At 66.2% G+C, this 22,027-nt stretch carries 18 protein-coding genes and 1 tRNA gene; 8 read left to right on the plus strand and 11 right to left on the minus strand.

All coding sequences use genetic code 11. The features are described from left to right. Positions 1 to 156 precede the first annotated feature (156 nt). Both GY791_04390 and GY791_04395 read left to right on the plus strand, forming a co-directional pair. A complete protein-coding gene (locus GY791_04390; GenBank protein MCP4327661.1) occupies positions 157 to 957 on the plus strand; it encodes a hypothetical protein in 801 nt (266 codons plus the stop codon). A gap of 310 nt (positions 958 to 1,267) precedes the next feature. Next, complete coding sequence (locus GY791_04395; protein ID MCP4327662.1) at positions 1,268 to 1,495, plus strand: hypothetical protein; 228 nt, start codon at positions 1,268 to 1,270, stop codon at positions 1,493 to 1,495. A gap of 184 nt (positions 1,496 to 1,679) precedes the next feature. Here the strand turns inward: GY791_04395 and GY791_04400 are convergent. From GY791_04400 to gmd, 3 genes are all read right to left on the minus strand, one after another. Continuing rightward, positions 1,680 to 1,753, minus strand: a tRNA-Gln gene (locus GY791_04400). A gap of 51 nt (positions 1,754 to 1,804) precedes the next feature. Beyond that, positions 1,805 to 2,770, minus strand: coding sequence for a GDP-L-fucose synthase (locus tag GY791_04405; GenBank protein MCP4327663.1), 966 nt, complete (start codon positions 2,768 to 2,770; stop codon positions 1,805 to 1,807). Beyond that, positions 2,754 to 3,824, minus strand: coding sequence for a GDP-mannose 4,6-dehydratase (gene gmd / locus GY791_04410; GenBank protein MCP4327664.1), 1,071 nt, complete (start codon positions 3,822 to 3,824; stop codon positions 2,754 to 2,756). The genes GY791_04405 and gmd overlap by 17 nt, the downstream gene beginning before the upstream one ends. Positions 3,825 to 3,965: 141 nt before the next feature. On the opposite strand from gmd, the gene GY791_04415 reads away from it, so the two are divergent. Together GY791_04415 and GY791_04420 are read left to right on the plus strand one after the other, a co-directional pair. Continuing rightward, on the plus strand, positions 3,966 to 5,015 hold the full coding sequence (locus GY791_04415) for a ParB N-terminal domain-containing protein (protein ID MCP4327665.1): 1,050 nt from the start codon (positions 3,966 to 3,968) through the stop codon (positions 5,013 to 5,015). 114 nt (positions 5,016 to 5,129) lie between these two features. After that, a complete protein-coding gene (locus GY791_04420) occupies positions 5,130 to 8,630 on the plus strand; it encodes a hypothetical protein (GenBank protein ID MCP4327666.1) in 3,501 nt (1,166 codons plus the stop codon). 12 nt (positions 8,631 to 8,642) lie between these two features. On the opposite strand, the gene GY791_04425 is transcribed toward GY791_04420, so the two are convergent. From GY791_04425 to GY791_04435, 3 genes are all read right to left on the minus strand, one after another. After that, positions 8,643 to 9,545 (minus strand): 4-(cytidine 5'-diphospho)-2-C-methyl-D-erythritol kinase, encoded by a 903-nt coding sequence (locus GY791_04425; protein ID MCP4327667.1) that lies wholly within the window; start codon positions 9,543 to 9,545, stop codon positions 8,643 to 8,645. A gap of 34 nt (positions 9,546 to 9,579) precedes the next feature. Then, positions 9,580 to 11,334: a tetratricopeptide repeat protein gene (locus GY791_04430; GenBank protein MCP4327668.1), complete on the minus strand. Its 1,755-nt coding sequence runs from the start codon at positions 11,332 to 11,334 to the stop codon at positions 9,580 to 9,582. 113 nt (positions 11,335 to 11,447) lie between these two features. Next, the gene (locus GY791_04435; protein MCP4327669.1) at positions 11,448 to 13,076 is read right to left on the minus strand and encodes an electron transfer flavoprotein-ubiquinone oxidoreductase; all 1,629 of its coding nucleotides are present in this window, start codon (positions 13,074 to 13,076) and stop codon (positions 11,448 to 11,450) included. Positions 13,077 to 13,216: 140 nt separating this feature from the next. Between GY791_04435 and GY791_04440 the strand changes: the two genes are divergently transcribed. Then, complete coding sequence (locus tag GY791_04440) at positions 13,217 to 14,026, plus strand: uracil-DNA glycosylase (protein MCP4327670.1); 810 nt, start codon at positions 13,217 to 13,219, stop codon at positions 14,024 to 14,026. Positions 14,027 to 14,043: 17 nt separating this feature from the next. Here the strand turns inward: GY791_04440 and GY791_04445 are convergent, their stop codons facing one another. Both GY791_04445 and GY791_04450 read right to left on the minus strand, forming a co-directional pair. Beyond that, positions 14,044 to 15,999, minus strand: coding sequence for a hypothetical protein (locus GY791_04445; GenBank protein MCP4327671.1), 1,956 nt, complete (start codon positions 15,997 to 15,999; stop codon positions 14,044 to 14,046). Positions 16,000 to 16,082: 83 nt separating this feature from the next. Continuing rightward, positions 16,083 to 16,709, minus strand: coding sequence for a DUF2270 domain-containing protein (locus GY791_04450; protein ID MCP4327672.1), 627 nt, complete (start codon positions 16,707 to 16,709; stop codon positions 16,083 to 16,085). Between the two features lie 133 nt (positions 16,710 to 16,842). Between GY791_04450 and GY791_04455 the strand changes: the two genes are divergently transcribed. From GY791_04455 to moaB, 3 genes are all read left to right on the plus strand, one after another. Beyond that, positions 16,843 to 17,553, plus strand: a complete 711-nt coding sequence (locus GY791_04455; protein MCP4327673.1) for a M23 family metallopeptidase — start codon at positions 16,843 to 16,845, stop codon at positions 17,551 to 17,553. A gap of 196 nt (positions 17,554 to 17,749) precedes the next feature. Then, positions 17,750 to 19,519 (plus strand): lytic transglycosylase domain-containing protein, encoded by a 1,770-nt coding sequence (locus GY791_04460; GenBank protein ID MCP4327674.1) that lies wholly within the window; start codon positions 17,750 to 17,752, stop codon positions 19,517 to 19,519. Further along, complete coding sequence (gene moaB / locus GY791_04465) at positions 19,506 to 20,042, plus strand: molybdenum cofactor biosynthesis protein B (protein MCP4327675.1); 537 nt, start codon at positions 19,506 to 19,508, stop codon at positions 20,040 to 20,042. The genes GY791_04460 and moaB overlap by 14 nt, the downstream gene beginning before the upstream one ends. Before the next feature lie 15 nt (positions 20,043 to 20,057). Here the strand turns inward: moaB and GY791_04470 are convergent, their stop codons facing one another. Genes GY791_04470 through GY791_04480 form a run of 3 tightly spaced genes read right to left on the minus strand, consistent with a single transcriptional unit; the run spans position 20,058 to position 22,020 of the window. Next, complete coding sequence (locus GY791_04470) at positions 20,058 to 20,531, minus strand: hypothetical protein (protein MCP4327676.1); 474 nt, start codon at positions 20,529 to 20,531, stop codon at positions 20,058 to 20,060. A gap of 51 nt (positions 20,532 to 20,582) precedes the next feature. Next, entirely contained in the window at positions 20,583 to 21,626 is a 1,044-nt protein-coding gene (locus GY791_04475) for a zinc-dependent alcohol dehydrogenase family protein (GenBank protein ID MCP4327677.1), read from the minus strand. A 55-nt stretch (positions 21,627 to 21,681) separates the two neighbouring features. Beyond that, positions 21,682 to 22,020, minus strand: coding sequence for a DUF1330 domain-containing protein (locus GY791_04480; GenBank protein ID MCP4327678.1), 339 nt, complete (start codon positions 22,018 to 22,020; stop codon positions 21,682 to 21,684). Positions 22,021 to 22,027: the final 7 nt, after the last annotated feature.

A 22,027-nucleotide genomic window follows, 5' to 3' on the forward strand; every position in this document is an offset into this window, starting at 1 on the left:
AAATCTCACCTGGATGGGAAAACGAAACAACTCTATCTTCGTACATGGCGTATCCTTCCTTCTTGGAAATCGGCGACCTCAACATCGCCAGGATACGCCGCCTCTACATCACGCCATCACCAAGATTCGGTTATAGCTCGGACACAACAGGCTAAGTTGACAGCCGCCGATGACACCGGGAGTGATTGGTTTGGTCATTCGGTTTTTATATTGGGCAATACGGCGTTAATTGGAGCCGCCTTAGACGATGACAATGGCAATAACTCCGGCTCGGCCTATGTCTTCACGCGCGATGCCACTAGTATCTGGACACAACAGGCGAAGCTATTGGCCTCTGACGGCGGCGCAGATAACGAGTTTGGCAAGTCGGTTGCGCTGTCCGATGACACCGCGTTAGTCGGGGCAGACAACGATGACGACCGCGGTGACGCTTCTGGCTCGGCCTATGTCTTCACGCGCGATGCCTCTGGGATCTGGACACAACAGGCTAAGTTGACAGCCTCAGACGGCAAGGCCGATCAGTACTTTGGTAACTCCGTCTCGCTGTCTGAGGACACGGTACTGATCGGTGCCACAGGTAGCATCCTTGGTGACAGCCTGGTTGGCTCGGCCTATGTCTTCACGCGCGATGCCTCTGGTATCTGGACACAACAGGCAAGAATAGTGCCCTTTGATAGCGCTGTTGACGATGGGTTCGGTATTTCAGTTTCGCTGTCGGGCGACATGATGCTAATCGGCAGCGGATCCGAGGCGGCCTATCTCTTTACGCTAGGATCCGACGGTGTCTGGGTGCAACAGACCAAGGTCATAACCACAGATGACGCAGCGGAACACTACTTTAGCAGTGACGTCTCGCTATTAGGCAACGTAGCACTGATAGGTGACTTTGGTAACGATACCAATGGCACTGCTTCCGGCGCGGTGTATTGGTTAGGCCCGCAGTGGTGGCTTCGCTAACTTGCATCTTCGATGCACCGCACAAGTCGGGGACTAGCCGTGTCCAGTCTTCGCTCTGCCATAATCCGTCTTCCTTCGAATTTGGCGAAACCTTCAAAACGGGACTAGGCATGCTCCCTTCAGCGGCTGCGGGCCATAGTAGCACTGACCGATGGAAAGGCGAACCAAGGCTCGTTCAGCGGCAGGAACGGCGCCATCCGATCTCTCGGGCCGGTCTGGTGATCGAACGCCCGACACGATCGGCAGGCATCACGCCGAACCGAGACCGATGCCGTCCGCAGGCCGACCTCCCCGGGCTGACGGCTGGCGTGTGCTCAGGAGAATCTTCTCGTTGCCCGAGATCGGCGCCATGCTCGACCGGCTCGGCCTCGACTTCATCGGCCTGCAGCATGCCGATCCCACGGTCGCGCCGCGCTACCGCGCCAACTTTCCCGACGACGCGACGCAGACCGATCTCGCCGGCTGGGACGTCTTCGAGGAACGCAACCCGAAGGCCTTCGCCGGCATGTATCACGTCTGGTGCCGGACGCCGGAATAGCGCGGGATGAAATTAACTCGAATCGAAGCGTAACGTCATTGCGAACGGAGCGACGCAATCCAGAACATAGGCCAGGATCAGGAGATCGGCGTGGTGACTGGATCGCCGCGGCCGCTCACCCGGCCTCGCGATGACAATCCGACCCAATTCGATCACGCTCTACGGTCGACCGTCGAGCGGAGCTTGGCTGGGGCGGCAGGATTCGAACCTGCGGTCACGGGACCAAAACCCGTTGCCTTACCACTTGGCTACGCCCCATCGCTGAGGGCGGTTCATTTACCACCGGGCGCGCGATGGGGCAATGGCAAGTCAGCCCGCCGCCGGCGCCCGTTCCTGCCGAAACCAGTCATAGGTGACCGCAAGGCCGTCGCCGAGCGAGGTCTCCGCCCGCCAGCCGAGCGCGGCCAGGCGAGAGGCGTCGAGCAGCTTGCGCGGCGTGCCGTCGGGCTTCGATGAATCATAATCGAAGCGGCCGCGGAAGCCGACCACCCCGGCGACCGTCTCGGCCAATTCGGCGATGCTGACTTCCTGGCCGCCGCCGACGTTGACATGGTCGTCGCCGGAATAGACCCGCATCAGGTGGACCAGCGCGTCGGCGAGGTCGTCGACATAGAGAAACTCGCGCCGCGGCGTGCCGGTGCCCCAGATCTCGACGCTATCGCCACCCGCCGCCTTGGCTTCGTGGCATTTGCGGATCAGCGCCGGCACGACATGGCTCGACCGCAGGTCGAAATTGTCGCCCGGGCCGTAGAGGTTGGTCGGCATGGCGGAGATGAAATCGGCGCCGTACTGGCGGCGATAGGCCTGGCACAGCTTGATGCCGGCGATCTTGGCGACGGCGTACCATTCGTTGGTCGGCTCGAGCGGCCCGGTCAGCAGCGCCTCCTCGCGCATCGGCTGCGCCGCCTCGCGCGGGTAGATGCAGGACGAGCCGAGGAACAGCAGCTTGGCGATCCCATGGCGCCACGCGGCGTGGACAATGTTGGCCTCGATCATCAGGTTGTCGTAAAGGAACTCGGCGGGCCGGCTGTCGTTGGCGAGGATCCCGCCGACCGTGGCGGCGGCGACGAACACGGCGTCGGGCTTGTTGTCGGCGATCCACGCCTCGGTCGCCGCCTGATCGCGGAGGTCGGCCTCGCGGCGGGGAACGGTGAGGATTTCGCAACCCTCCCCAGCGAGGCGGCGGACCAACGCCTGGCCGACCATGCCGCCATGGCCGGCGACCCATACCCGGCGCCCGGCAAGGTCGAACGTCACCTCAGGTTTCGTTGCCATAGGTCCTGTTCTCGTTGTCGATGGCGGCGAGGTCGGCTTCGACCATGTCGCGCACCAATTCCTCGAAACCGACCCGGTGGCTCCAGCCCAGCCGATCCCGCGCCTTGGCCGGGTCGCCCAGCAGGTGGGGCACTTCGGTGGGCCGGAAATAGCGCGCGTCGATACGCACAAGGACCGCGCCGCTGTCGCCGTCGACGCCGATCTCGTCGGCCCCCGCGCCCTGCCATTCGATGGTCCGCCCGACGCAGCCGAAGGCACTCTCGACGAATTCCCGCACCGAATGGCTCTCGCCGGTGGCGAGCACGTAGTCGTCGGCCTCGCCCTGCTGGACGATCATCCACATGCCCTCGGCATAATCCTTGGCATGACCCCAGTCGCGCCGCGCGTCGAGATTGCCGAGGAACAAAATCTCCTGCCGGCCGCGGTGGATCGCCGCGACGCCGCGCGTGATCTTGCGGGTGACGAAGGTTTCGCCGCGCAGCGGCCCCTCATGATTGAACAGGATGCCGTTCGAGGCATGGAATCCGTAGGCCTGGCGGTAGTTGACGGTGATCCAATAGGCGTACAGCTTGGCGACACCGTAGGGGCTGCGCGGCTGGAACGGGGTCGCTTCGTTTTGCGGCGAAACCGGCGTGTCGCCATAGAGCTCCGACGTCGATGCCTGGTAGAACCGCGTGGTGTCACCCAGGCCGAGGATGCGGATCGCCTCGAGCAGACGCAGCGTGCCGAGAGCATCGGCATTGGCGGTGTATTCCGGGGTCTCGAAGCTGACCTGGACGTGGCTCTGGGCGGCCAGATTATAGATCTCGGTCGGTCGCGTTTCCTGCACCAGGCGGATCAAGTTGGTGGCGTCCGTAAGGTCGCCATAGTGCAGGAAGAACCGCACGCCGCTTTCATGGGGGTCGCGGTAGAGGTGGTCGACGCGCGCGGTGTTGAAGGACGACGACCGCCGCTTGATGCCATGCACGACATAGCCCTTGCCGAGCAGAAACTCGGCAAGATGAGCACCGTCCTGTCCGGTCACCCCGGTGATCAAGGCCACCCGTTCGGTCATCCGGTTATCCCTTCGCTAAGTTGCCGCTTCAACCTAGCGAATATTGACGCGCCGCAAAAGGCGATGTCGGTTGTTCGTGGCGGCTATGCGCCGTGCTATAATCATCGATCGAAGGGTTATGGGGGAACGGCCCCATTCGTCATGGCCAGTTGGACTTTGTCCGAGATTCCGCCGGACGTGAGCGCGCTTGCCGAAGAGTCGGCGCGCCGCGATGGTGTGCCGCTCGGGGATTGGCTGGCTCGCGCCATCGAGCGGCAGCGCGATGCCGACGGCGCGTCCCCGGCCGGCACCGTGTCGACGCCAACCGAAGAACTGATGGCGCGCATCCAAGCGGCGATGACCGCCACGACGGCGGAGCCCGACGATTCACCGCCGGCCCCTGTTTCGGCGCTCGTTTTCCGTTTTCTCCCGGCGCCGCACCCGGCGCCGCGGCAGATCGCGGTTGAGAATTTGGGCTTCGGCCAATTCCAACACGAAACCGGCCTCGCTCAGGGCCTGGAGGCGGTGACCCCGGAGGCCGCCGAGATGTTGACGCCGGTTATCGCGCGGCCATCTCCCGACGGCGACGGACGCTTCGAACTCGTCACCGGGCTGGCGCGCTGGAAACATGCCCAGGCGAGCGGACGGGACGAGTTGCCGGTGCTGGTCATGGAACTCTCCGATCAGGACGTGATCAAACTCACGCTCATCGAAATGCTGATGAGCAACTGTTTGGCGCCGGTCGCCGCCGCCGAATCATGCCGCTGGCTGCTGCGTCGCGGCGGTCTCGGTGAAGACGATCTGATGGAGATTGCCGGCCTGAATCGCCAGGAAGTGCGCGACCGCATCGCCCTGCTGGCCTTGCCGGGACCGGTGCTCGAGCGGGTCGAATCGGGCACGCTCGATATCGATCGGGCGCTAACCATGATTGGCGCCGTGTATGCGGAACCGGTGAGCCGGATGATCGCCGCCCACGACCTGCCGCTAGAGCGCGTTCGTGCCGTCGTCGACGCCACCAACCGGATCACGCCCGGTACCGGCGCCGGGATCGACGCCGCGGCCGCCGAACTGGGCCGTCTATTCGACGCCGAAGTCACGGTGACGCGCCACATCGACGAAACCGCCGTCACCGTCACCGTCACGCCGGTCGGTGGCGGCGCCGTTTCCTACCGCCTGCAGAGCGCCGGCGCGGACTCGCCATCTTTCCACTAACGTCCTTTTTTGGTTCCTTTTTTTGACCCTGATGGGCCAGTATAGTGGGTAGTCCGATGGCGTTCTCCCCAGGGCGGCGTCGGCTCTATCGCAGCACACCCGGGCGGTAACTCGATGACCCCAGGTCAGGATTGGATCGTCGCTGACATCGACGACGAGGCGATTGCGGCAGCAGAGGCGGCCGCGAGCGCCGCCGGCTTGTCGGTCGAGGAGTGGGTGCGTCGGGCCATCGTCGAAGCCTGCCACCGGGACGCGGTGAGCGACACGGCGCCGCCGGCCGAGGCTCGCCCGGCCGAGACCGCCGATCCGGTCATCGAGGCCCCGCTTTCGGCCGCCGACGATTCACCGACGGAGAGCGGCGAGAGCTTCGATCCGGCAACTGGCGACGCGGCAGCCGACGATGCGCCGCCGTCGGCGCCGGCCCACAAGATCGTCGAGGCCCTGACGCCCCGCCCCTATCAGCCGGTGTCCCCGGCCACCACCAGGGCGCTCGCGATCGGACGCGCCGCCGTCGCCGCGCTGGTCGTCGTCATGGTCGGCGCGATCATCTGGAATCTCATCGAGTCGTCGCCGGACACGGCGCCGGAACCCGAGGTCGCCGCACTCGAGGTAGAGGAGCAGCGCGTGGCGACCGTCGCCGATCCCGAACCCGCCGTCGCACCACCCGCCGATGAGCCCGCGGCGGCGGCGACCACCGTCGCCAATGTGGCCGCCGACCCGGCGCCGGCGGATGCCGCCGCTCAACCGTCGCCGACCGAACCGCCGCTCAATGCGCTGGTGACCGAACAGGTGCCTGTCCTGCCGGCCCATGAAGCGCCGGATCCGCGCGAAACCGAGCGCGCCTACCGCGAGCGGCTGAACGCACCGCCGCCGCCGCCGGTCGAACCGAAAGTGCGCCCCGCTAGGGTGGGCGATGATGCGCCCGCGGTCGCCACCCGCACCACCGCGCCGCTCGAGCGACTGGGCGCGCCGTCGCCGGCCGCAATATCGACGGCACCGATCGTACTGCCGCCACCGGAGGTCGCACCGTCGGTGCCGACCCCAACCGAAATCGCGGCGATTCGTCAAACCCCGGATCACCTGTCCACGCCGCCGGCGGCCGGCGATGACGAGGTCGAGGGTGCGCCGACGCCCTCGACGGCGGCCACGGAGACCACCGCCGCGACTGCCACGGGCGATGACGAAGTCGAAGATGGGCCGGCGCTCTCGACGGCGGCCACGGAGACTGCCGCGCGCGCGCCGGCCGCAACCGAACCGGATCCGTCGAGCGGAACCGAAAACACCCCCGAAGCGGCGCCCGAGGTAGCGGCGGCCGAGCCCGAATCGCCGCCCGAGACGATAGCTGCGGCGGGTGCAATAGCGGAACCGCCCGTCGCCCAGGTGGGTAACGACGATGCTGAGACAAGCGCGGCTGCCGAAATTGCCACCACCGACGAGGCCGAAACGCCGGCTGCCATGGGCGAGACCGCCATCGACACCGGCGCCATGGCGCCGATCGGGGCCGAGCAAGCCGATGTACCCGTGGCGGCCGCTCGGACCGTCGCCGCACCAACGGAGCCGGCGTCCGCACCGGCGTTGCCGCCCGCTCCCGAGCCGGTGGCGACAAACGAGGACGGGGCGGACGGCACGGCCGCGGAAACCGCCACGACTCTGATCGGCACAACACCACCGCCGCCGCGCATGGCACCAAAGCCGAAACTGCCGCCGACGGTGACCGCCGCGGCCGTGCCCACATCGCCGCCGACGGTGACCGCCGCAGCCGTAGACACATCGCCGCCGCCGCTGCCGCCGGAACCGACCGTGGCGGGGGACGTCGAGGCGCCGCCATCGAGTTCGGTCGCGGTGATATCGGGCATCGCCGAAGTGGCAGCGCTAGTGCCCGGCCAGCCACCCGCCGCCCCGGCGGCCGAGGTTCTGGTCATGGCCGACGCCGGCGCGGCGGCCGACCAGGCAATGCGCGCCAACGGTGCGGCGGATGGCGACGTCGAGAACGCCGACGCCGCACCGGAAATGTCGGCTGAACTCGTCTCGCCGGCTGAGCCCGCGTCGACCGCCGAATCCGAGGTGCCCGCGGAGCCCGAGACGTCCGCCGAGCCCCAAATCGCAGCCGCGGCGACCGAGGTTTCCGGAGAACCGGCCGCGTTGCCGGGCGCCGGCGACAGTGCATCGCCGGCTCCCGCGCCGCCGCCGGTGGTCCCCGTTCGAAGGCCCGAAACTGTTGCCGAATCGATCGCGCCGACAGAGCCGGACCCGGCCGCGACACCGGCCGTCGCGGCGCAGATCGCCGAAGCGCCGCCGGCGCCGGCAAATCCGCCCGCTGATCCGGTCTCCGGCGATCGCGCATCGGTCGGGCGGGCGATTGCCTCGCTCACAGCGCCGATAGAGGACGGGCCGGACGCCGAGGCCGCCCCGACGGTTCAAGCGAGCGCCGAACCGCAGGTCGTGGATGTGGCCGCCGCCGAACCTTCCCCGCCGGTCGCGGCGGACACCGAACAACGGGCCGCGAATGTCGCAGCCGCCGATGCGCCGGAACCGGCAACGCCGCGCGTCATTTCGAGTCGAGATATCCTGGGTGAGGACACGACGATACCGGCGAGCGGCGTGCGGGCAAGCGAAGAAGAGCCGCCGGCCGAGCGCGAGGCCGCGCGGGAGCAAGCCGTGTCGGTGCCCGAGGAGACCCCCGTCGAAGCGGTTCAGGCCGAGCGCCCTGTGGCGCAGGAGGCGGCCCTGCCGCCGACCGACGCGGCGCCCATCGAAGAGGCCCCGACCGAAATCGGTCCGGTGCGCCAATCTCCGCCCGCGCCCGCGGATGTGCCGGCGAGTGTCGCCGCTTTTATCGAAGTTGCCGAGAGCGGCGACCCCGACGCCCAGCACGATTTGGCCCTGATCTACATCCAGGGCCTCGGCGTCTCCCGTGACTATGAGGCAGCGGCTTTCTGGTTCGGCGAATCCGCGCGGCAGGGCAACGCCAACGCGCAATACAATCTCGGCGTCATGTACGAACAAGGCCTGGGTGTGCCGCTCGATGAGATCGAGGCGCTCCTGCTCTATTTGACCGCCGCCGAACAGGGTCATGTCGCAGCCCAATACAATGCCGGCCTGGCCTATGCGGAGGGCAAGAGCATTCCGCGCGACTTCGCCCAGGCACGGCGTTGGTTCGCCGCCGCCGCGGACCAGGGCCTGGCGGAGGCGCAGTACAATTTGGGTATCATCTACGAAAAGGGCCTCGGCATTCCAGCCGACCCGGTAACGGCCTATCGCTATTTCGGCCTCGCCGCGGCATCCGGCCACAGTGAAGCGATAAAAAAGGCGGCGACGATCGCCGAGCGGCTCGACCCGGCGCAGCGGCAACTCGCCGATCAGCTGATCGGCCGCTACGCCGAAACCATCGCCGCCAGCAGCGAACAGAGCTCGGCGCGGCTCGACCGCGGCGGCGTCCGCGAGGTGCAAAAATTACTGAAGACCCTCGGCTACGACGTCGGCAAGGCCGACGGCATCAGCGGCGAGCAGACCGCGGCCGCTATTCGCGAATACCAGCAAACCCAGGGCATGCTGGTGAGCGGCAAGGCGACGGCCGGTCTGCTCAGCAATTTGCGCAACACGACCGGGGAATAAACGCCGAAACGATCAGTACCGGGCGGTTTCCGCGCTGTGCCCCTCCGTCGTCGACAGTAATTCAGTGGCCACGATCCACCATCCCGGGCGCTCACCGGTAATCACGGCAACCGCGGCCGCCGCCGATTCGCGGTCGGCGAACAGGCCGAAGCAAGTGGCACCGCTGCCCGACATCCGCGCCAACAGGCAGCCGCCGGCAGCGGCGAGGCGATCGACCGCTTCACCGATGACCGGCTCGAGCGCGCGCGCGGCGTCGAACAAGTCGTTTCCACGGGAGGCCAACGCAGTCGCCAAATCGATTGACGTCGGTGCCTCGGAACCGAGCCGGTCGGGCCTGCCAAACGGTCCGCTGCGGCGCTTGAACACCGCCGGTGTCGGCACCGCGACGCCGGGATTGATCAGCACCATCGCGGTCGCCGGCAGATTCGGCGCCGCATCGATCCGCTCGCCGATGCCGCCGATATAGGCCGCCCGGCCGTGCAGGCAAATCGGCACATCGGCGCCGAGATCGAGCGCCAGCTCGGCCCAAGCCGCCTCGGGCATCGCGACCTCCCACAATTGCCGCAGCCCTTTCAGCGTGGCCGCCGCGTCGGCCGAGCCGCCGCCGATTCCGGACGCTACCGGCAACCGCTTTTCGAGGTGGATTCGGGCGCCGGCTTCGACGCCGCAACGGGCCGCAAGACTTCGCGCCGCATCGAGGACTAAGTTTTCGCCTTCGCCGTCAAGTGCATCGGCGAACGGGCCGCCGACCGTCAATTCAACCGCCGCCGCGGGCTCGAGCGAAATTGTGTCGTGGATACCGGCGAAGGCGATCAGGCTATCGAGTTCGTGATAACCGTCGTCGCGCTGGCCGACGACATGGAGGTAGAGGTTGATTTTCGCCGGCGCGGCAATGGCGAGGGGATGGTCCGTCATCGAAGGGCACCGGACATGCGCACGGGGTCAGAGATCAGCTGTCCTGTTCGGCGTCGGTTTCGGCAGCCAAGCCGTTTTCGATCTTGTCGCGAATGACCTCGACTTGGTCCTCTTCCGGATTGAGCGACAGGGCGCGTGTCCATTGAAACCGCGCCTCGCGGTGGCGACCGACCTGCCAATAGGCGTCACCGAGATGGTCGTTAATGACCGGATCCTCGGGCCTCAATTCGGCCGCCTTCTCGAGCTGATCGACGGCGGCGGCGAAATCGTCCATGCGGTAAAGGGCCCAGCCCAGGCTGTCGACGATATAACCGTCCCGTGGCCGCAGTTCGACCGCGCGTTCGATCATCTCGCGTGCGCGTTCCAGGTTCACACCCTGGTCGATCCACGAATAGCCGAGATAGTTGAGGACATAGGGCTGATCGGGATTGAATTCCAACGCCCGCAGGAAGTCCTCTTCGGCGCGGACCCAATCCTTCGATCGCTCGAGTGCGATGCCGCGGGCGTAAAGCAATGACCAATGGTGCGGCTCCAGAGTGGCAATGCGGCCGGCGGCGCGGTCATAGGCGATCACCGCGTCGTCGAAGCGCTCTTCGCCACGCATGATGTGTCCCATCCGCATCAACGGCTCGGGCCGGTCGCCGCGTTCCGCGGCCATCGATTCGAGGATGGCGATGGCCTCGTCGGTGCGACCGATTTCGCTCAGCAATTCGGCCCGCCGCACCCGGACCTGCCAGCCCAATTGCGAGGTCTCGTGCACCCGGTCATAGCTCTCGATCGCCGACTCGACCCGACCCTGGTCGTCGAGGATCTCGGCGATCAGGACGTGGCCGAAGTCGAAATCAGGACGCAGATAGACCGCGAGCCGCGCCAGGATCAAGCCGACATTGGGCGCATTCTCGCGACGTAATTCGGCCGCCACCTCGAACAGAGCCTCAGCCAGGCCATCGGTCGCCGAACCAACGAAGGGTCGCGCTCGCTGGCCGCGGGCGAGGTTTTCGCGGGCCGCGGCCACCGGCATCGCTTCGCGGTTTTCGGCCGCGACCTGGTCGAGGATCGCCTCGGCATCGTCGATTCGGCCGGCACGGGCGAGGAACGAAACATAGGCCTCGATGAGACGCAGGGACGGCGTTTCTCCTTCGACCATGGACGCGGCGAAACTGGACTCGGCCTTCTCTGCATTACCGGCAACGTCATGGACCAGCGCCGCATGGAAACTGCCGTAGAGCTTGAACCCTTCGTCTTTCTGGAGTTCCTCGAGAACCCCGATCGCCGCCTCGCTATCACCCGCTCCCTGCTTGACCCAAGCCTGGAGCATTGGCGCGATGACCTGTCCAAAGCTGCCGGCCATCGGACTATCGAGCAACCTCTCGGCCTCGCCATATTCGCCGGCAAGCGCCTCCGACACGGCCCGTGTGATGGTTGCCAGGGCCGCCGTCTGACCGCTGCCTTCGATCCCTTCGGCGACCTCCAACGCGTCCTCGATCCGGCCGGACGAGACCAGGTGGACAAAAACGCGCCGCCGCAGGTCGGGATTGTCGGCATCGGCCTCGAGCACCCGGCCGAGATATTCGGCGGCAGCGGCGGAGTCGCCAAGGAACTCGGCGTGATGGGCGGCGAGGTAGCTGCCGGTCAGCGTTTCGCCCGAGCCGCCGGCATCGGTAGCGGCCGGAGTCTCCGCCGCCATCGGCGTCCCGCCGATGACCGTGGCGGCGACCGCCATGGCCGCCAATCCACCGGTGATGCGGCGTAACGCCGCGCTTCCATCAAAGGTTCTAAATCGTCTCATATTACCGTCTTCACAATCGGCGGATTTTCCGCTCGTCGCGGTGCCGCAGTCTAGCTGCCCGAATACGGCCATACCATGATCATTGTTGGCGTCGCGGCGCAACAAAATCGACCCTACATATTCGGATAGTTGGGTCCACCGCCGCCTTCCGGTGTCACCCAATTGATGTTCTGGGTCGGATCCTTGATGTCGCAGGTCTTGCAGTGGACACAATTCTGGGCGTTGATCTGAAGACGCGGTTCGGCGCCGTCATCGTCGCGCACGATTTCATAAACGCCGGCCGGACAGTAGCGCTGCTCGGGCGCGTCGTAGAGCGCCAGGTTGACCTCGATAGCCACTGCCGGGTCCTTCAATTGCAGGTGGGCCGGTTGGTTTTCCTCGTGGTTGGTATTCGAGATATAGACCGAGGACAGCCGGTCGAAACTGACCTTGCCGTCCGGCTTCGGATAGTCGATCGGCGTGCATTCGGCGGCCTTCTTCAAGCTCGTATTGTCGGCCCTGTTGTGCAGGGTGTAGGGCAGCATGCCGAGCGTCGCCGTCTCGAGCGCCGATATCGCGAAACCGCCCCACAGCCCCCAGTGAAAGGCGGGACGGATATTGCGCACCTTCTTGAGCTCGGACCACACCCAGCTCGCCTTCAGCCGCTCCGGGTAGGCCACCGCCTCGGCCACGCCGTCCGCGGCCAGCAATTCGGCCACCGCCTCCGCCGCCAGCATGCCGGATTTCATCGCCGTATGGGTGCCCTTGATCTTCGGGACGTTGAGGAAGCCTGCCGAATCGCCGACGATCAGCCCGCCCGGAAAAGTGAGCTTGGGGACCGACTGGAAGCCGCCCTCGTTCAAGGCACGCGCGCCATAGGCGATGCGCGTCCCGCCCTCGAATATCGGCCGGACGGCGGGATGGGTCTTGAAGCGCTGGAATTCTTCGAACGGGCTGAGATACGGGTTCTCGTAATCGAGACCGATGACGAAGCCGACCGCGACCTGGTTGTCCTCGAGGTGGTAGAGAAACGATCCGCCATAGGTCTTGTTGTCGAGCGGCCAACCGATGGTGTGGACGACCCGTCCGGCATGGTGTTGAGCAGGGTCGACCTGCCACAATTCCTTGATGCCGAGGCCAAAGGTCTGGGGATCGCAGTCGTCGCGCAGGCCGAAGCGCTCGAACAGGGTCTTGGTCAGCGAACCCCTGCAGCCTTCGGCGAAGATCGTCTGCCGCGCATGGAGCTCGACACCGGGCTCGAAATTGTCGGTCGGTTCGCCGTCGCGGCCGACGCCCATGGCGCCGGTGGCGACACCCATGACCTGGCCATCGCCGTCGTAAAGCACTTCGGCGGCGGCGAAGCCGGGATAGATCTCGACGCCGGCGGCTTCAGCCTGTTCGCCCAGCCAACGGCATAGATTGCCAAGGCTGATGATGTAGTTGCCGTGATTGTTCATCTGCGGCGGGGTGATGAACCTGATCGCCCGCGACGCGGTGAGAAAGAGGAACCGGTCCTCCGTCGCCGGGGTCCGCAGCGGGGCGCCCAGGGCCTGCCAATCGGGGAGCAATTCGGTGAGCGCGCGGGTCTCGATGACCGCACCGGAGAGGATGTGGGCACCGATCTCGGAGCCCTTTTCGACGACGCAGACGTTGATCTCGCGTTCCGTTTCGGCGGCCAGTTGTTTGAGCCGAATCGCCGCCGCCAGGCCGGATGGGCCGGCGCCGACAATGACGACGTCATATTCCATCGCTTCGCGTTCCATCGCCTCTCCTCCGCGTGGGGCGCGGTGTTGTAGGCCCAACACCGAGCTCCCAGAGTATGGTATGGACCGCGCGCGGCCGCCGTGATGCCCCCGCACCGCGCGCAGTTCCTATCACATAGCGCAGGTGATAGATTTAGGCCATGCCGGATTCGCAAAAAGATAGCCAATCGGACGCCGCCGTCATGCTGCGCTGGCATGTCGAGGCCGGCGCCGACGAAGCTATCGGTGACCGTCCCATCGACCGCACGCGCAAGGCCGAGCCGGACGCGGCGGCGGCGGTGGAACCGCCAACGCCGCCGCGGGCAAAAAGGCGCGCGCCGGCGGCTGTCGTGTTGTCACCGGACGCGGCCATCGAAAGCGCCCGGCGGCTCGCCGAATCGGCGGCTACCATCGAGGAACTGAAGGCGGCGGTCGAGGCCTATGACGGCTGTGCTCTAAAACGTACAGCGACCAACACGGTCTTCGGCGACGGCAATCCGGAGGGACGGGTGATGTTCATCGGCGAGGCCCCGGGCGCGGACGAGGACCGCCAGGGCCTACCCTTCGTCGGTGTCAGCGGCCAGTTGCTCGACCGCATGGTGGCGTGGATCGGGCTCGACCGGACCAGCTTCTTCATCACCAACATCCTGTTCTGGCGCCCGCCCGGCAACCGCAACCCGACCGCCGCCGAGATCGCCGCCTGCCTGCCCTTCGTCGAACGGATGATCGAACTCGTCCGGCCGCAGGTGTTGGTCCTGGTCGGCGGCTCGTCGGCCAAGACGATGCTCGACCGCAAGGACGGGATCATGCGCCTCCGCGGCCTGTGGTACGAGTATGCATGCCGGGGGTTGGACCGGCCGATCCCGGCACGGCCGCTTTACCATCCGGCCTACCTGCTGCGCTCGCCGGCGCAAAAACGCGACGCCTGGCGCGACCTACTGGCGATCAAGGAGAAGCTGGACGCGGTCTAACCAAGATCGGCGGGCGCTTACCGTGCGCCCCAATGGGCATCTCCGCGGGGCAGGCCGTGGCGACCGCCGGCCGACGCATCGAAGGCGAAGGGCATATCGGCGCGATCGAACCGGAGCAGCAGCGCGGTCGCCGCGTCCGCCTCGTGGCGCGCGGCGGGCCGAAAATGCTCGCCCGTATAGCGCGCATCCATCGAGACCCGGACCTCATCGAGGGCGCCATCGAAATAGTCGCCGCTGCCGCCGGTATCGGATGGATTGGCGCCGACGTGGAGCGGCAGATCGTTGGCGGCGAGAGGGCCCGCCGCCTCCGCGCGGGCGACCAGCCGGCCGTCGACATAGAGCCGCGCCTCGGCGCCGTCGAGAACCCCGGCGAGATGGCGCCAGCGGCCGATTTCGAGCACCTCGTGGGCTGGTGCCGCGACATCGACCCAACCGCTGTCCAGTCTGAACAACAGGCGCGGCCGGCCGCCGGACAACAGTAGCGAAATGCCGGTGTCGTGGACGTTGCCAATGACCGATTGGTGTCCCTCCGCCGAGGCCGGCCGGACCCAGGCCTCGAGCGTCAAGGGGGGCGCATCCAGTGGAATCGCGTCGGCGGCGAACCACAGCGCATCGCCGTCGCCGTCGAAGACCATGACCCGGTCATGGGACGGGGCCGCGCCGTCGGTTGCGGCGATGACCGGACTTAGTGGTGCCAATAGGTGGCGCGGCGCCAGGTCGACCCGCCGGTCCTCGGCCAGATAGTCCGTCCGCAAAACGAATTGGGGAATGGAAATCTCGCCGCCGAGACCGGACGGCCTCACCAGCTCGAAGTCGAATTCGCGGATCTCGGCTGGCGCCAATTGGACCAGGGCATGGTTGGGGCGCACGAACCAATCGGGTGCCGGCGACGCGAGTTCGGCGGTCACCTCGACCGGACGGCGGGCGGTGTTCTCGACCCGGAAACGGACCTCACCACGGGCGGCGCCGTCGGCATCGATATCGAGCCGCTCCGTGAGCAGGAGGATGGGCATGCCCCGCACCCGATTGATGTCGGCCAGCCGCTCCGGCGTCATCGTCTTGGGGTCGATGACCGTGCCGACCGGAAGGGTCGCGATCTCGAATCCATCGCTGCGCACGGTGACCGCATCGAAATGGTTGAGCCAGCCGCTGCCGGGCGCATCCATCGGCATCCGCCCACCCACTGTGGCCAGAATGTAATAGACGATGCCGTCGCGCAGGCCGTCGTAACGCTGGCGATGGATATGACCGGCGAAAACCGCGGAGACATTGCCGGCGGCGGCGAGCAACCTATGCACCAGATCCCAGTTGCCGCCCTCGGGATAGCCCTTCAGCCATCGCGGATGGTGCATGAAGACGAAGACGTGATCGTAGGCCGCGGTCTCGCGCAGAGTCTGCGCCAGCCAAGCGATCTGCTCCTCGCTCATGCGGGTGAGATCGGCGCTGCCGTAGCCCTTGCGGTTGGTGGCGCGGTCGCCCTCGTCAGTGAAAAGCACGACGAAGGCGGCGTTCTTGTGGGGAAACCAGTACCACAAGGGGCCGAAATGGGCTTCGTAATCGCCTTCGTGCTGGCCCGGCGGCGGCGTGCTGCCGCGCCAGTAGATGTCGTGGTTGCCGGCGACCGGGAACCACGGCATCGCCAGCCCGGCCATGACCGCCTTGTAGGCGCGCATCTGGTCGAGCCAAAGCGGGGTCTGGTTGTAACCCTGGACGAGGTCGCCCACGGTCATGACCAAATCGGGATCGAGAAGGTTCGTCTCCTCGACCGCCTGCTCCAGGATTTCGAGGCCCGACACCGGTCCGCCGGTACGGTCGCCGTAGACGACGAACTGGAATGCGCCCTCTTCCGCCGGCACGGCGAGCGGCGCTGCCGCATCGCGGTCGGTACGGACTTCCATCGTGGCCACGGAGGCGCAGGCGGCGAGCGCCAGCGGCATGAGCAGCGCGGCAACGGATCTTGTCCAGGAACTCACGGCGTACCTTCAGCGGTCGGCTGGATCACGAACGGAACGATAGCACGCAATCCCGCTTAGATTCCCTTAAGACGGCCGCCTTCTCACGCAATCGAAATGAGAACGCCCGGCCCGCGATGCCGCCGCTCGATCTGCAGCGTCACCAATGCGACCGCCAACCAACCGAGATTGAAAACCACCCCGGCCAAGACCACCAATTCACCCGGGAGCGGGCCGATACTGGCGCGATCGAACAGTTCGCCAACGCTCGCCAGCGGCGTCGGATGAATGGCAAGCTTGCCGAAATAGGCCGCCGCCAGGACCGCCAGAATGAAGCAATAGTTCTTGCGCAGCCGGCGTCCCATCGCACGCAGATAGCTGATGTGGAAGCGCGGCTGGCGGTAATCGTCCGATAGCAACGTGTTCCACTTGCCGTCGAGGACCGCGCCCTGGCCGCTAAGAATTGGGGCGTAGAAATCCGTCTCCATGAGCCGGCAGCGGGCGCGCCAGACATTGAAATAACGATAGCGCCGCGATTCGAGCATGAGGAAGACGACCACCAGCATGCCGACCAGGATCAGCGGCAAGGGCGTGGCCGACGCATCGCCAAAGGTGATGGAGAGCGCGACACCGGTGGTGACGACCGACCAGTTGGTCGTATTGTCGAGGCGCGAGCGCCAGACCGTACTACGGTAGACTTCTCCCCGGTAGAGGTGGGCGATGGCGCCCATCTCGTCCGGCGTGAATTTCGATTCCATCGGCGATTGCTCGGCAGCATTTTCGGCCATTCTTGCCTCCCCACCGCGTCATCGCGGCGCTTCCGTCAGCACCGGAAAGGATAGCAGGCGAAATCGGCAAGAATCCATGGCGAAGGCCAGGGTCATTTTGGGCGCGCGCACCGCCGGAACACGTCATACCATTGAGCCGTCGGGTTGGCCGGCGCCGGGCCGGCGGCGGCCGATCCGCGGCGATGGCAAGAACCATCCGGGAGCAGGATTTCATATGCACAGGATCGTGCCCGGGTTCTTGGCGCTACTTCTCGCATTCCCCGCCGTCGCACTGGCGGTGGCGCAGGATGCAGGCGCCACGGATCCCGCGCCGACCACTCTTCCGTCGGAAATCGGCACCGGTGCGGCCGCAGCCGTCGCCTTCGAACGCGACCTGATCGTGCCGGTGCGCGGCATCGGTCGCGGCGAGCTGTCGGATACCTGGAACGACGCCCGCAAGGGTGGCCGCGATCACCAAGGCATCGACATCATGGCGCCGCTCGGCAGACCGGTTCTGGCCGCCGACGACGGGGTTATCGCGAAGCTGTTCTACTCCGATCGCGGCGGGTTCACGCTTTACCAATTCGATCCGACCGAGACCGTCATCTACTACTACGCCCACCTCGACTACTACCCGGCCGAGATCGAGGAGGGCATCGCGGTTCGCCAAGGTGCCGTCATCGGCTTCGTCGGCGCGACCGGCAACGCGGTCGATCCTCACCTCCATTTCGAGATCGGTGTCATCGGCCCCGAAAAGCAATGGTGGCGCAGCACGCCGCTCAATCCCTATCCGCTGTTGGCCGACTAGGCCGTTCCGGACGCCGGAATGGCCCGGCCGGCCGAAAAATCTGCACCACGGGCGGGCGTCGCATCGGCGAGAATCAGCCCGGTTCGCCGGCGGCAATCTCCATGACGGTTTCGATCTTGCCGCGAATCCCATTTTCCGTATAGTTTCTGCGTCCGGCCTCTGGGGCCTCCGGCGGCCCCGAACAGCGCGAGTCATCGTGGCAAAATATTCGGTCGCCTTTTGTTTTCTGATCTGCGTCGCGCTATCGTTTTCGGTGGGCGTGCCGCGCGCTGCCAAGGCCGCTGACAACGCCTTGCCGCAGGTGCTGTCGAATGCCGACATCGCCCGCTACAAGCAGATCGAGCAATTGCAGGAAGCGGGCAAGTGGCAGGCGGCGGACAAGGTCATCCGCAGCCTGGAAAATCCGATCCTGATGGGACATGTCCAGTTCCAGCGCTATATGCATCCAAAGAAATACCGGTCCAAATACACCGAGCTCAAGAAGTGGCTCGACAACTACGCCGACCATCCCGACGCCGACCGCATCTACGCACTGGCCAAGAAACGGCAGCCGAAAGGCTACAAGTCGCCGCGACGCCCGCTCGGCGTCGCCAATTGGTCGGCGCCGCGGGCGACAAACTCGCTGACGACGCCGACCAAGTCGCTGTCGCGCAAGCAGCGCAAGCGTAAACGGCAGATCCAGCGCTCGATCGCCAAATATGTCCAAGACGGGTGGCCGACCAAGTCCCTCGAGATCCTCAGTCGAAGCGAGACCCGGTCGCTGCTGAGCACGGCGGAGATCGCCAAGGCACGGGCCCTGATCGCGTCGGGCTATTTCAAGGCCCAGGTCGACGACAAGGCGTTGAAACAGGCCGAATTGGCGGTTTCGGAGTCGCCCGACCATGCCGGATTTGCCCACTGGACGGCGGGGCTCGCGGCATGGCGGCTGGGCCGTTACGATATCGCCGCGCCACACTTCGCCCAGCTGACCCAGACCCCGGGGACCTCCGACGCGAATATCGCCGCCGGCGGGTTCTGGGCCGCGCGCGCCTATCTGCTCAATCGCCAACCGCAAGAAGTCAACAAGTGGCTGATCGTGGCGGCCCGCCACCCCCGTGACTTCTACGGCATCCTGGCCCGGCGCGCGCTCGGCTTCGCCACCCGGTTCGATTGGTCGCTGCCGGTGATGACGCCGCAGCATATGGCCGCGCTCCGGGCGAGCAAGCCGGCGCAGCGCGGCGTGGCGCTGCTCCAGCTCGGCGACCGCGACATGGCCGAGCGCGAGCTCCTGCGGGTGCGTGCCCGCGACGACACCGTGCTCGCCGAAGCGGTCGTCAACGTCGCCGACGCGGCCGATTTACCGGGTGTCTCCCTCAAGGTCGGGCGATTTCTGAAATACCGGACCGATCACGACTATGACGCCGCGATCTATCCGCTGCCCCATTGGGAGCCGCCCGAGGGCTATATCGTCGATCGCGCCCTGGTGCTCGCTTTCATGCGCCAGGAGAGCCGCTTCGACGCCGATGCCAAGAGCAGCGCCGGCGCCCGCGGGCTGATGCAATTGATGCCGGGGACGGCGAGCTTCGTCGCCAAGGACCGCTCGCTGCGCAAGGGACGCGGGCGGTCGAAGCTTTACGATCCCGAATACAATATTTCGCTGGGCCAGCAATACCTGCAACACTTGTTGAGACTCGGCGACGTCGACGGCGATTTGTTCCGCCTCGCCACCGCCTATAACGGCGGCCCCGGCAACCTCAACAAATGGGACAGCGGGACGCCCCACAATGGCGACCCGTTACTGTTCATCGAATCCATCCCGTCGCGCGAGACCCGCATCTTCATCGAGCGGGTGATGGAGAATTTCTGGATCTACCGCCAGCGGCTGGGCCAGCCGACACCCTCGCTCGACCGGCTGGCATCGGGCGCGTGGCCGCCCTACGCCGCCCTCGGCAACGGCACCAAAGTTGGCAGCGATGCCGGCTACTGACGACGGCCGGGCCTTCCTGCCGGTCAACATCGCGGTCATGACCGTATCCGACACCAGGGATCTGGCCGACGATAGATCGGGACAGGTGCTGGCCGACCGCATCACCGAGGGCGGCCATCGGCTCGCCGCGCGGACAATCGTCACGGACGATACCGATGCCATCATCGCCCAGCTGCGGGCGTGGATTGCCGACGACGGCATCGACGTGGTGATCTCGACCGGCGGTACCGGCGTGACCGGGCGCGACGTCACGCCGGAGGCATTTCAGGCGGTCTACGACAAGGAGATCGAAGGCTTCGGCGAACTGTTCCGTATGGTCAGCTTCGACAAGATCAAGACTTCGACCATGCAGTCACGGGCGACCGGCGGCCTCGCCGACGGGACCTATCTGTTCGCCCTTCCCGGCTCACCCGGAGCCTGCCGCGACGGGTGGGACGAGATCCTCCGCTACCAGCTCGACGTGCGTCATAAGCCGTGCAATCTGGTCGAGCTGATGCCGCGGCTGAAAGAGCATTTGGACTGAGTCCGGGACGACCCGTTACACGCCACCCGCCGCGCCGAGGATCGCCCGTTCGAGTTGGCCCGTCGTTTGGCATGGCCGCACCACGTCCCGACCGCCGACCACGGTGACTTCCTTGTAGGCGATGAAGACGGCGATCGTCGCCTGGTCCGGGCTGTTCGGCGTCACGTAGACGGAGACCTCGCCGTCATAGCGCGCGCCGGGCTGGGGACCGGGATAGACCGCCGGGCCGGAAACGTTGGCGCTGCATTCGATCACCCCGGCCGCGTCCGGCCGCGGCACCTCGAAGACCAGGATGCCGCCATCGGGATTGGCGCTGCGCACCGGGTAGCCGCGGGCGCGGACGTAGCGGACGATGCGCTGCCATGCCACTCCCTGGGGCTGCCGCACCGTCGTCTCGCCCTGGTAGGTGGCGGGAATCGTCTGACCGCCGCAACCGGCAATTATTGCAGCGAGTCCGGTCGCAACACACAACATCGTTCCTATTCGCACCGCGTGTCTCCTATTTGCTGGCAACACATCTCATATTGCACGTTCGGGTCATCAAAAGCGGTCGATGACGGTGACACCGACGCCCTCGAATTCCCCCATACCGGCGAGCGCACCGCCCGCCTCGTCCAAGGAGATGCGGCGGGTCACCAGGCGCGCCGGATCGAGGCGGCCGGCGGCGATCATCTCGAACAGCGCCGCAAAGCGGGCGGCCGGAATACCGCGCGTCCCCATCACCGTCAATTGGCGCGCATATATCAGTTCCTGAAGCGGGATCGTCGGCACCGCGTGGTCCTCGAGCGGCAGCCCGATCTGCACGTGACGGCCCAGTTTGCGCAGCCCATAGAGCGAGTTATGAAAGGTCGCGGTGATGCCGAGGGCATCGATCGAGACATCGGCACCGCCGCCGGTGGCATCGCGCAACGCGGCGCCGACATTGTCGATCGCCGAGGCATCGACGGTCGCCGTCGCGCCGAGCGCCCGCGCCAACGTCAGCTTCCGCTCATCGATGTCGACGGCGATCACCGGCGCGCCGAGGGCCTCGGCGATCATCACCGCCGACAGGCCGACACCGCCACAGCCATGGACGGCGAGCCATTCTCCGGGCTGCAACCGGGCGCGATCGACGAGGGCGCGGAAGGCGGTGGTAACGCGGCAGCCGAGGCCGGCGGCGGTCGCCGCATCGAGAGATTCCGGCACCGCGACGAGATTGAAATCGGCCCGCGGCACCGCGACCATTTCGGCAAACGCGCCCCAGGCGGAAAAGCCGATGACGAATTGATCGTCGCAGACGGTGGGGTCGCCGGCGCGGCATACAGCGCAGACGCCGCAGGCGAGGATGAACGGCGCGGTGACCCGGTCGCCGACGGCGAAACGCCGGCAATCGAGACCGACGGCTTCGATCGTTCCGGCGAACTCATGGCCGGGCACGTGGGGCGCCGAAACGTCGGGATCGGTGCCCATCCAGCCGTGCCAGTCCGAGCGGCAAACGCCGCACGCCTCGACCCGCACCACCGCCCCGTCGGCGGGCACCGTCGGCGCGGCTATGTCGACCACGCCGAGTGGCGCGCGGAACGCTTCGAACAGCGCCGCCCTCACCGTTTGGCGCCCTCGCGAGCCCGGGCCGTTAGAACCGAGCCGGCGCGCCGGCCAGTCATTTCCCTTCGACGAAGACGACGTTGCTGTCGGCGGATTTCTGGCGCAATTCGATGAGCGGCCGATAGGCGTCCGATTCGTACCATTCGTTGGCCTTTTCGATCGACGGGAAGCGCAGCACCACGAGCCGCGGCCAGGGCCAGGTGCCTTCCCTGACCTTGGCCTCGCCGCCGACAACGAATTCGCCGCCAAACGGTTCCAACGTCGGCGTCGCGCGCCGGCCGTATTCGGCATAGGTTTCGGCGTCGGTGACGTTGATTTGAAGGATGACATATCCCGGCATCGATCTGATCTCCTTGAGAATAATTTCGTAGGCCGGCGGTGGCGCCGCTGGCATCTCCCAT

Source organism: Alphaproteobacteria bacterium (assembly GCA_024244705.1).
In the GTDB taxonomy this organism is placed as follows: Bacteria; Pseudomonadota; Alphaproteobacteria; order JAAEOK01; family JAAEOK01; genus JAAEOK01.

Bases quoted from the DNA above. Each gene is read 5' to 3' on its own strand.
- GY791_04405 (MCP4327663.1), bottom strand. From the start codon at position 2,770: ATGGCAACGAAACCTGAGGTGACGTTCGACCTTGCCGGGCGCCGGGTA.
- GY791_04440 (MCP4327670.1), top strand. From the start codon at position 13,217: ATGCCGGATTCGCAAAAAGATAGCCAATCGGACGCCGCCGTCATGCTG.
- GY791_04415 (MCP4327665.1), top strand. From the start codon at position 3,966: ATGGCCAGTTGGACTTTGTCCGAGATTCCGCCGGACGTGAGCGCGCTT.
- GY791_04425 (MCP4327667.1), bottom strand. From the start codon at position 9,545: ATGACGGACCATCCCCTCGCCATTGCCGCGCCGGCGAAAATCAACCTC.
- GY791_04430 (MCP4327668.1), bottom strand. From the start codon at position 11,334: ATGAGACGATTTAGAACCTTTGATGGAAGCGCGGCGTTACGCCGCATC.
- GY791_04420 (MCP4327666.1), top strand. From the start codon at position 5,130: ATGACCCCAGGTCAGGATTGGATCGTCGCTGACATCGACGACGAGGCG.
- GY791_04435 (MCP4327669.1), bottom strand. From the start codon at position 13,076: ATGGAACGCGAAGCGATGGAATATGACGTCGTCATTGTCGGCGCCGGC.
- GY791_04480 (MCP4327678.1), bottom strand. From the start codon at position 22,020: ATGCCAGCGGCGCCACCGCCGGCCTACGAAATTATTCTCAAGGAGATC.
- GY791_04455 (MCP4327673.1), top strand. From the start codon at position 16,843: ATGGCGAAGGCCAGGGTCATTTTGGGCGCGCGCACCGCCGGAACACGT.
- GY791_04450 (MCP4327672.1), bottom strand. From the start codon at position 16,709: ATGGGCGCCATCGCCCACCTCTACCGGGGAGAAGTCTACCGTAGTACG.
- gmd (MCP4327664.1), bottom strand. From the start codon at position 3,824: ATGACCGAACGGGTGGCCTTGATCACCGGGGTGACCGGACAGGACGGT.
- moaB (MCP4327675.1), top strand. From the start codon at position 19,506: ATGCCGGCTACTGACGACGGCCGGGCCTTCCTGCCGGTCAACATCGCG.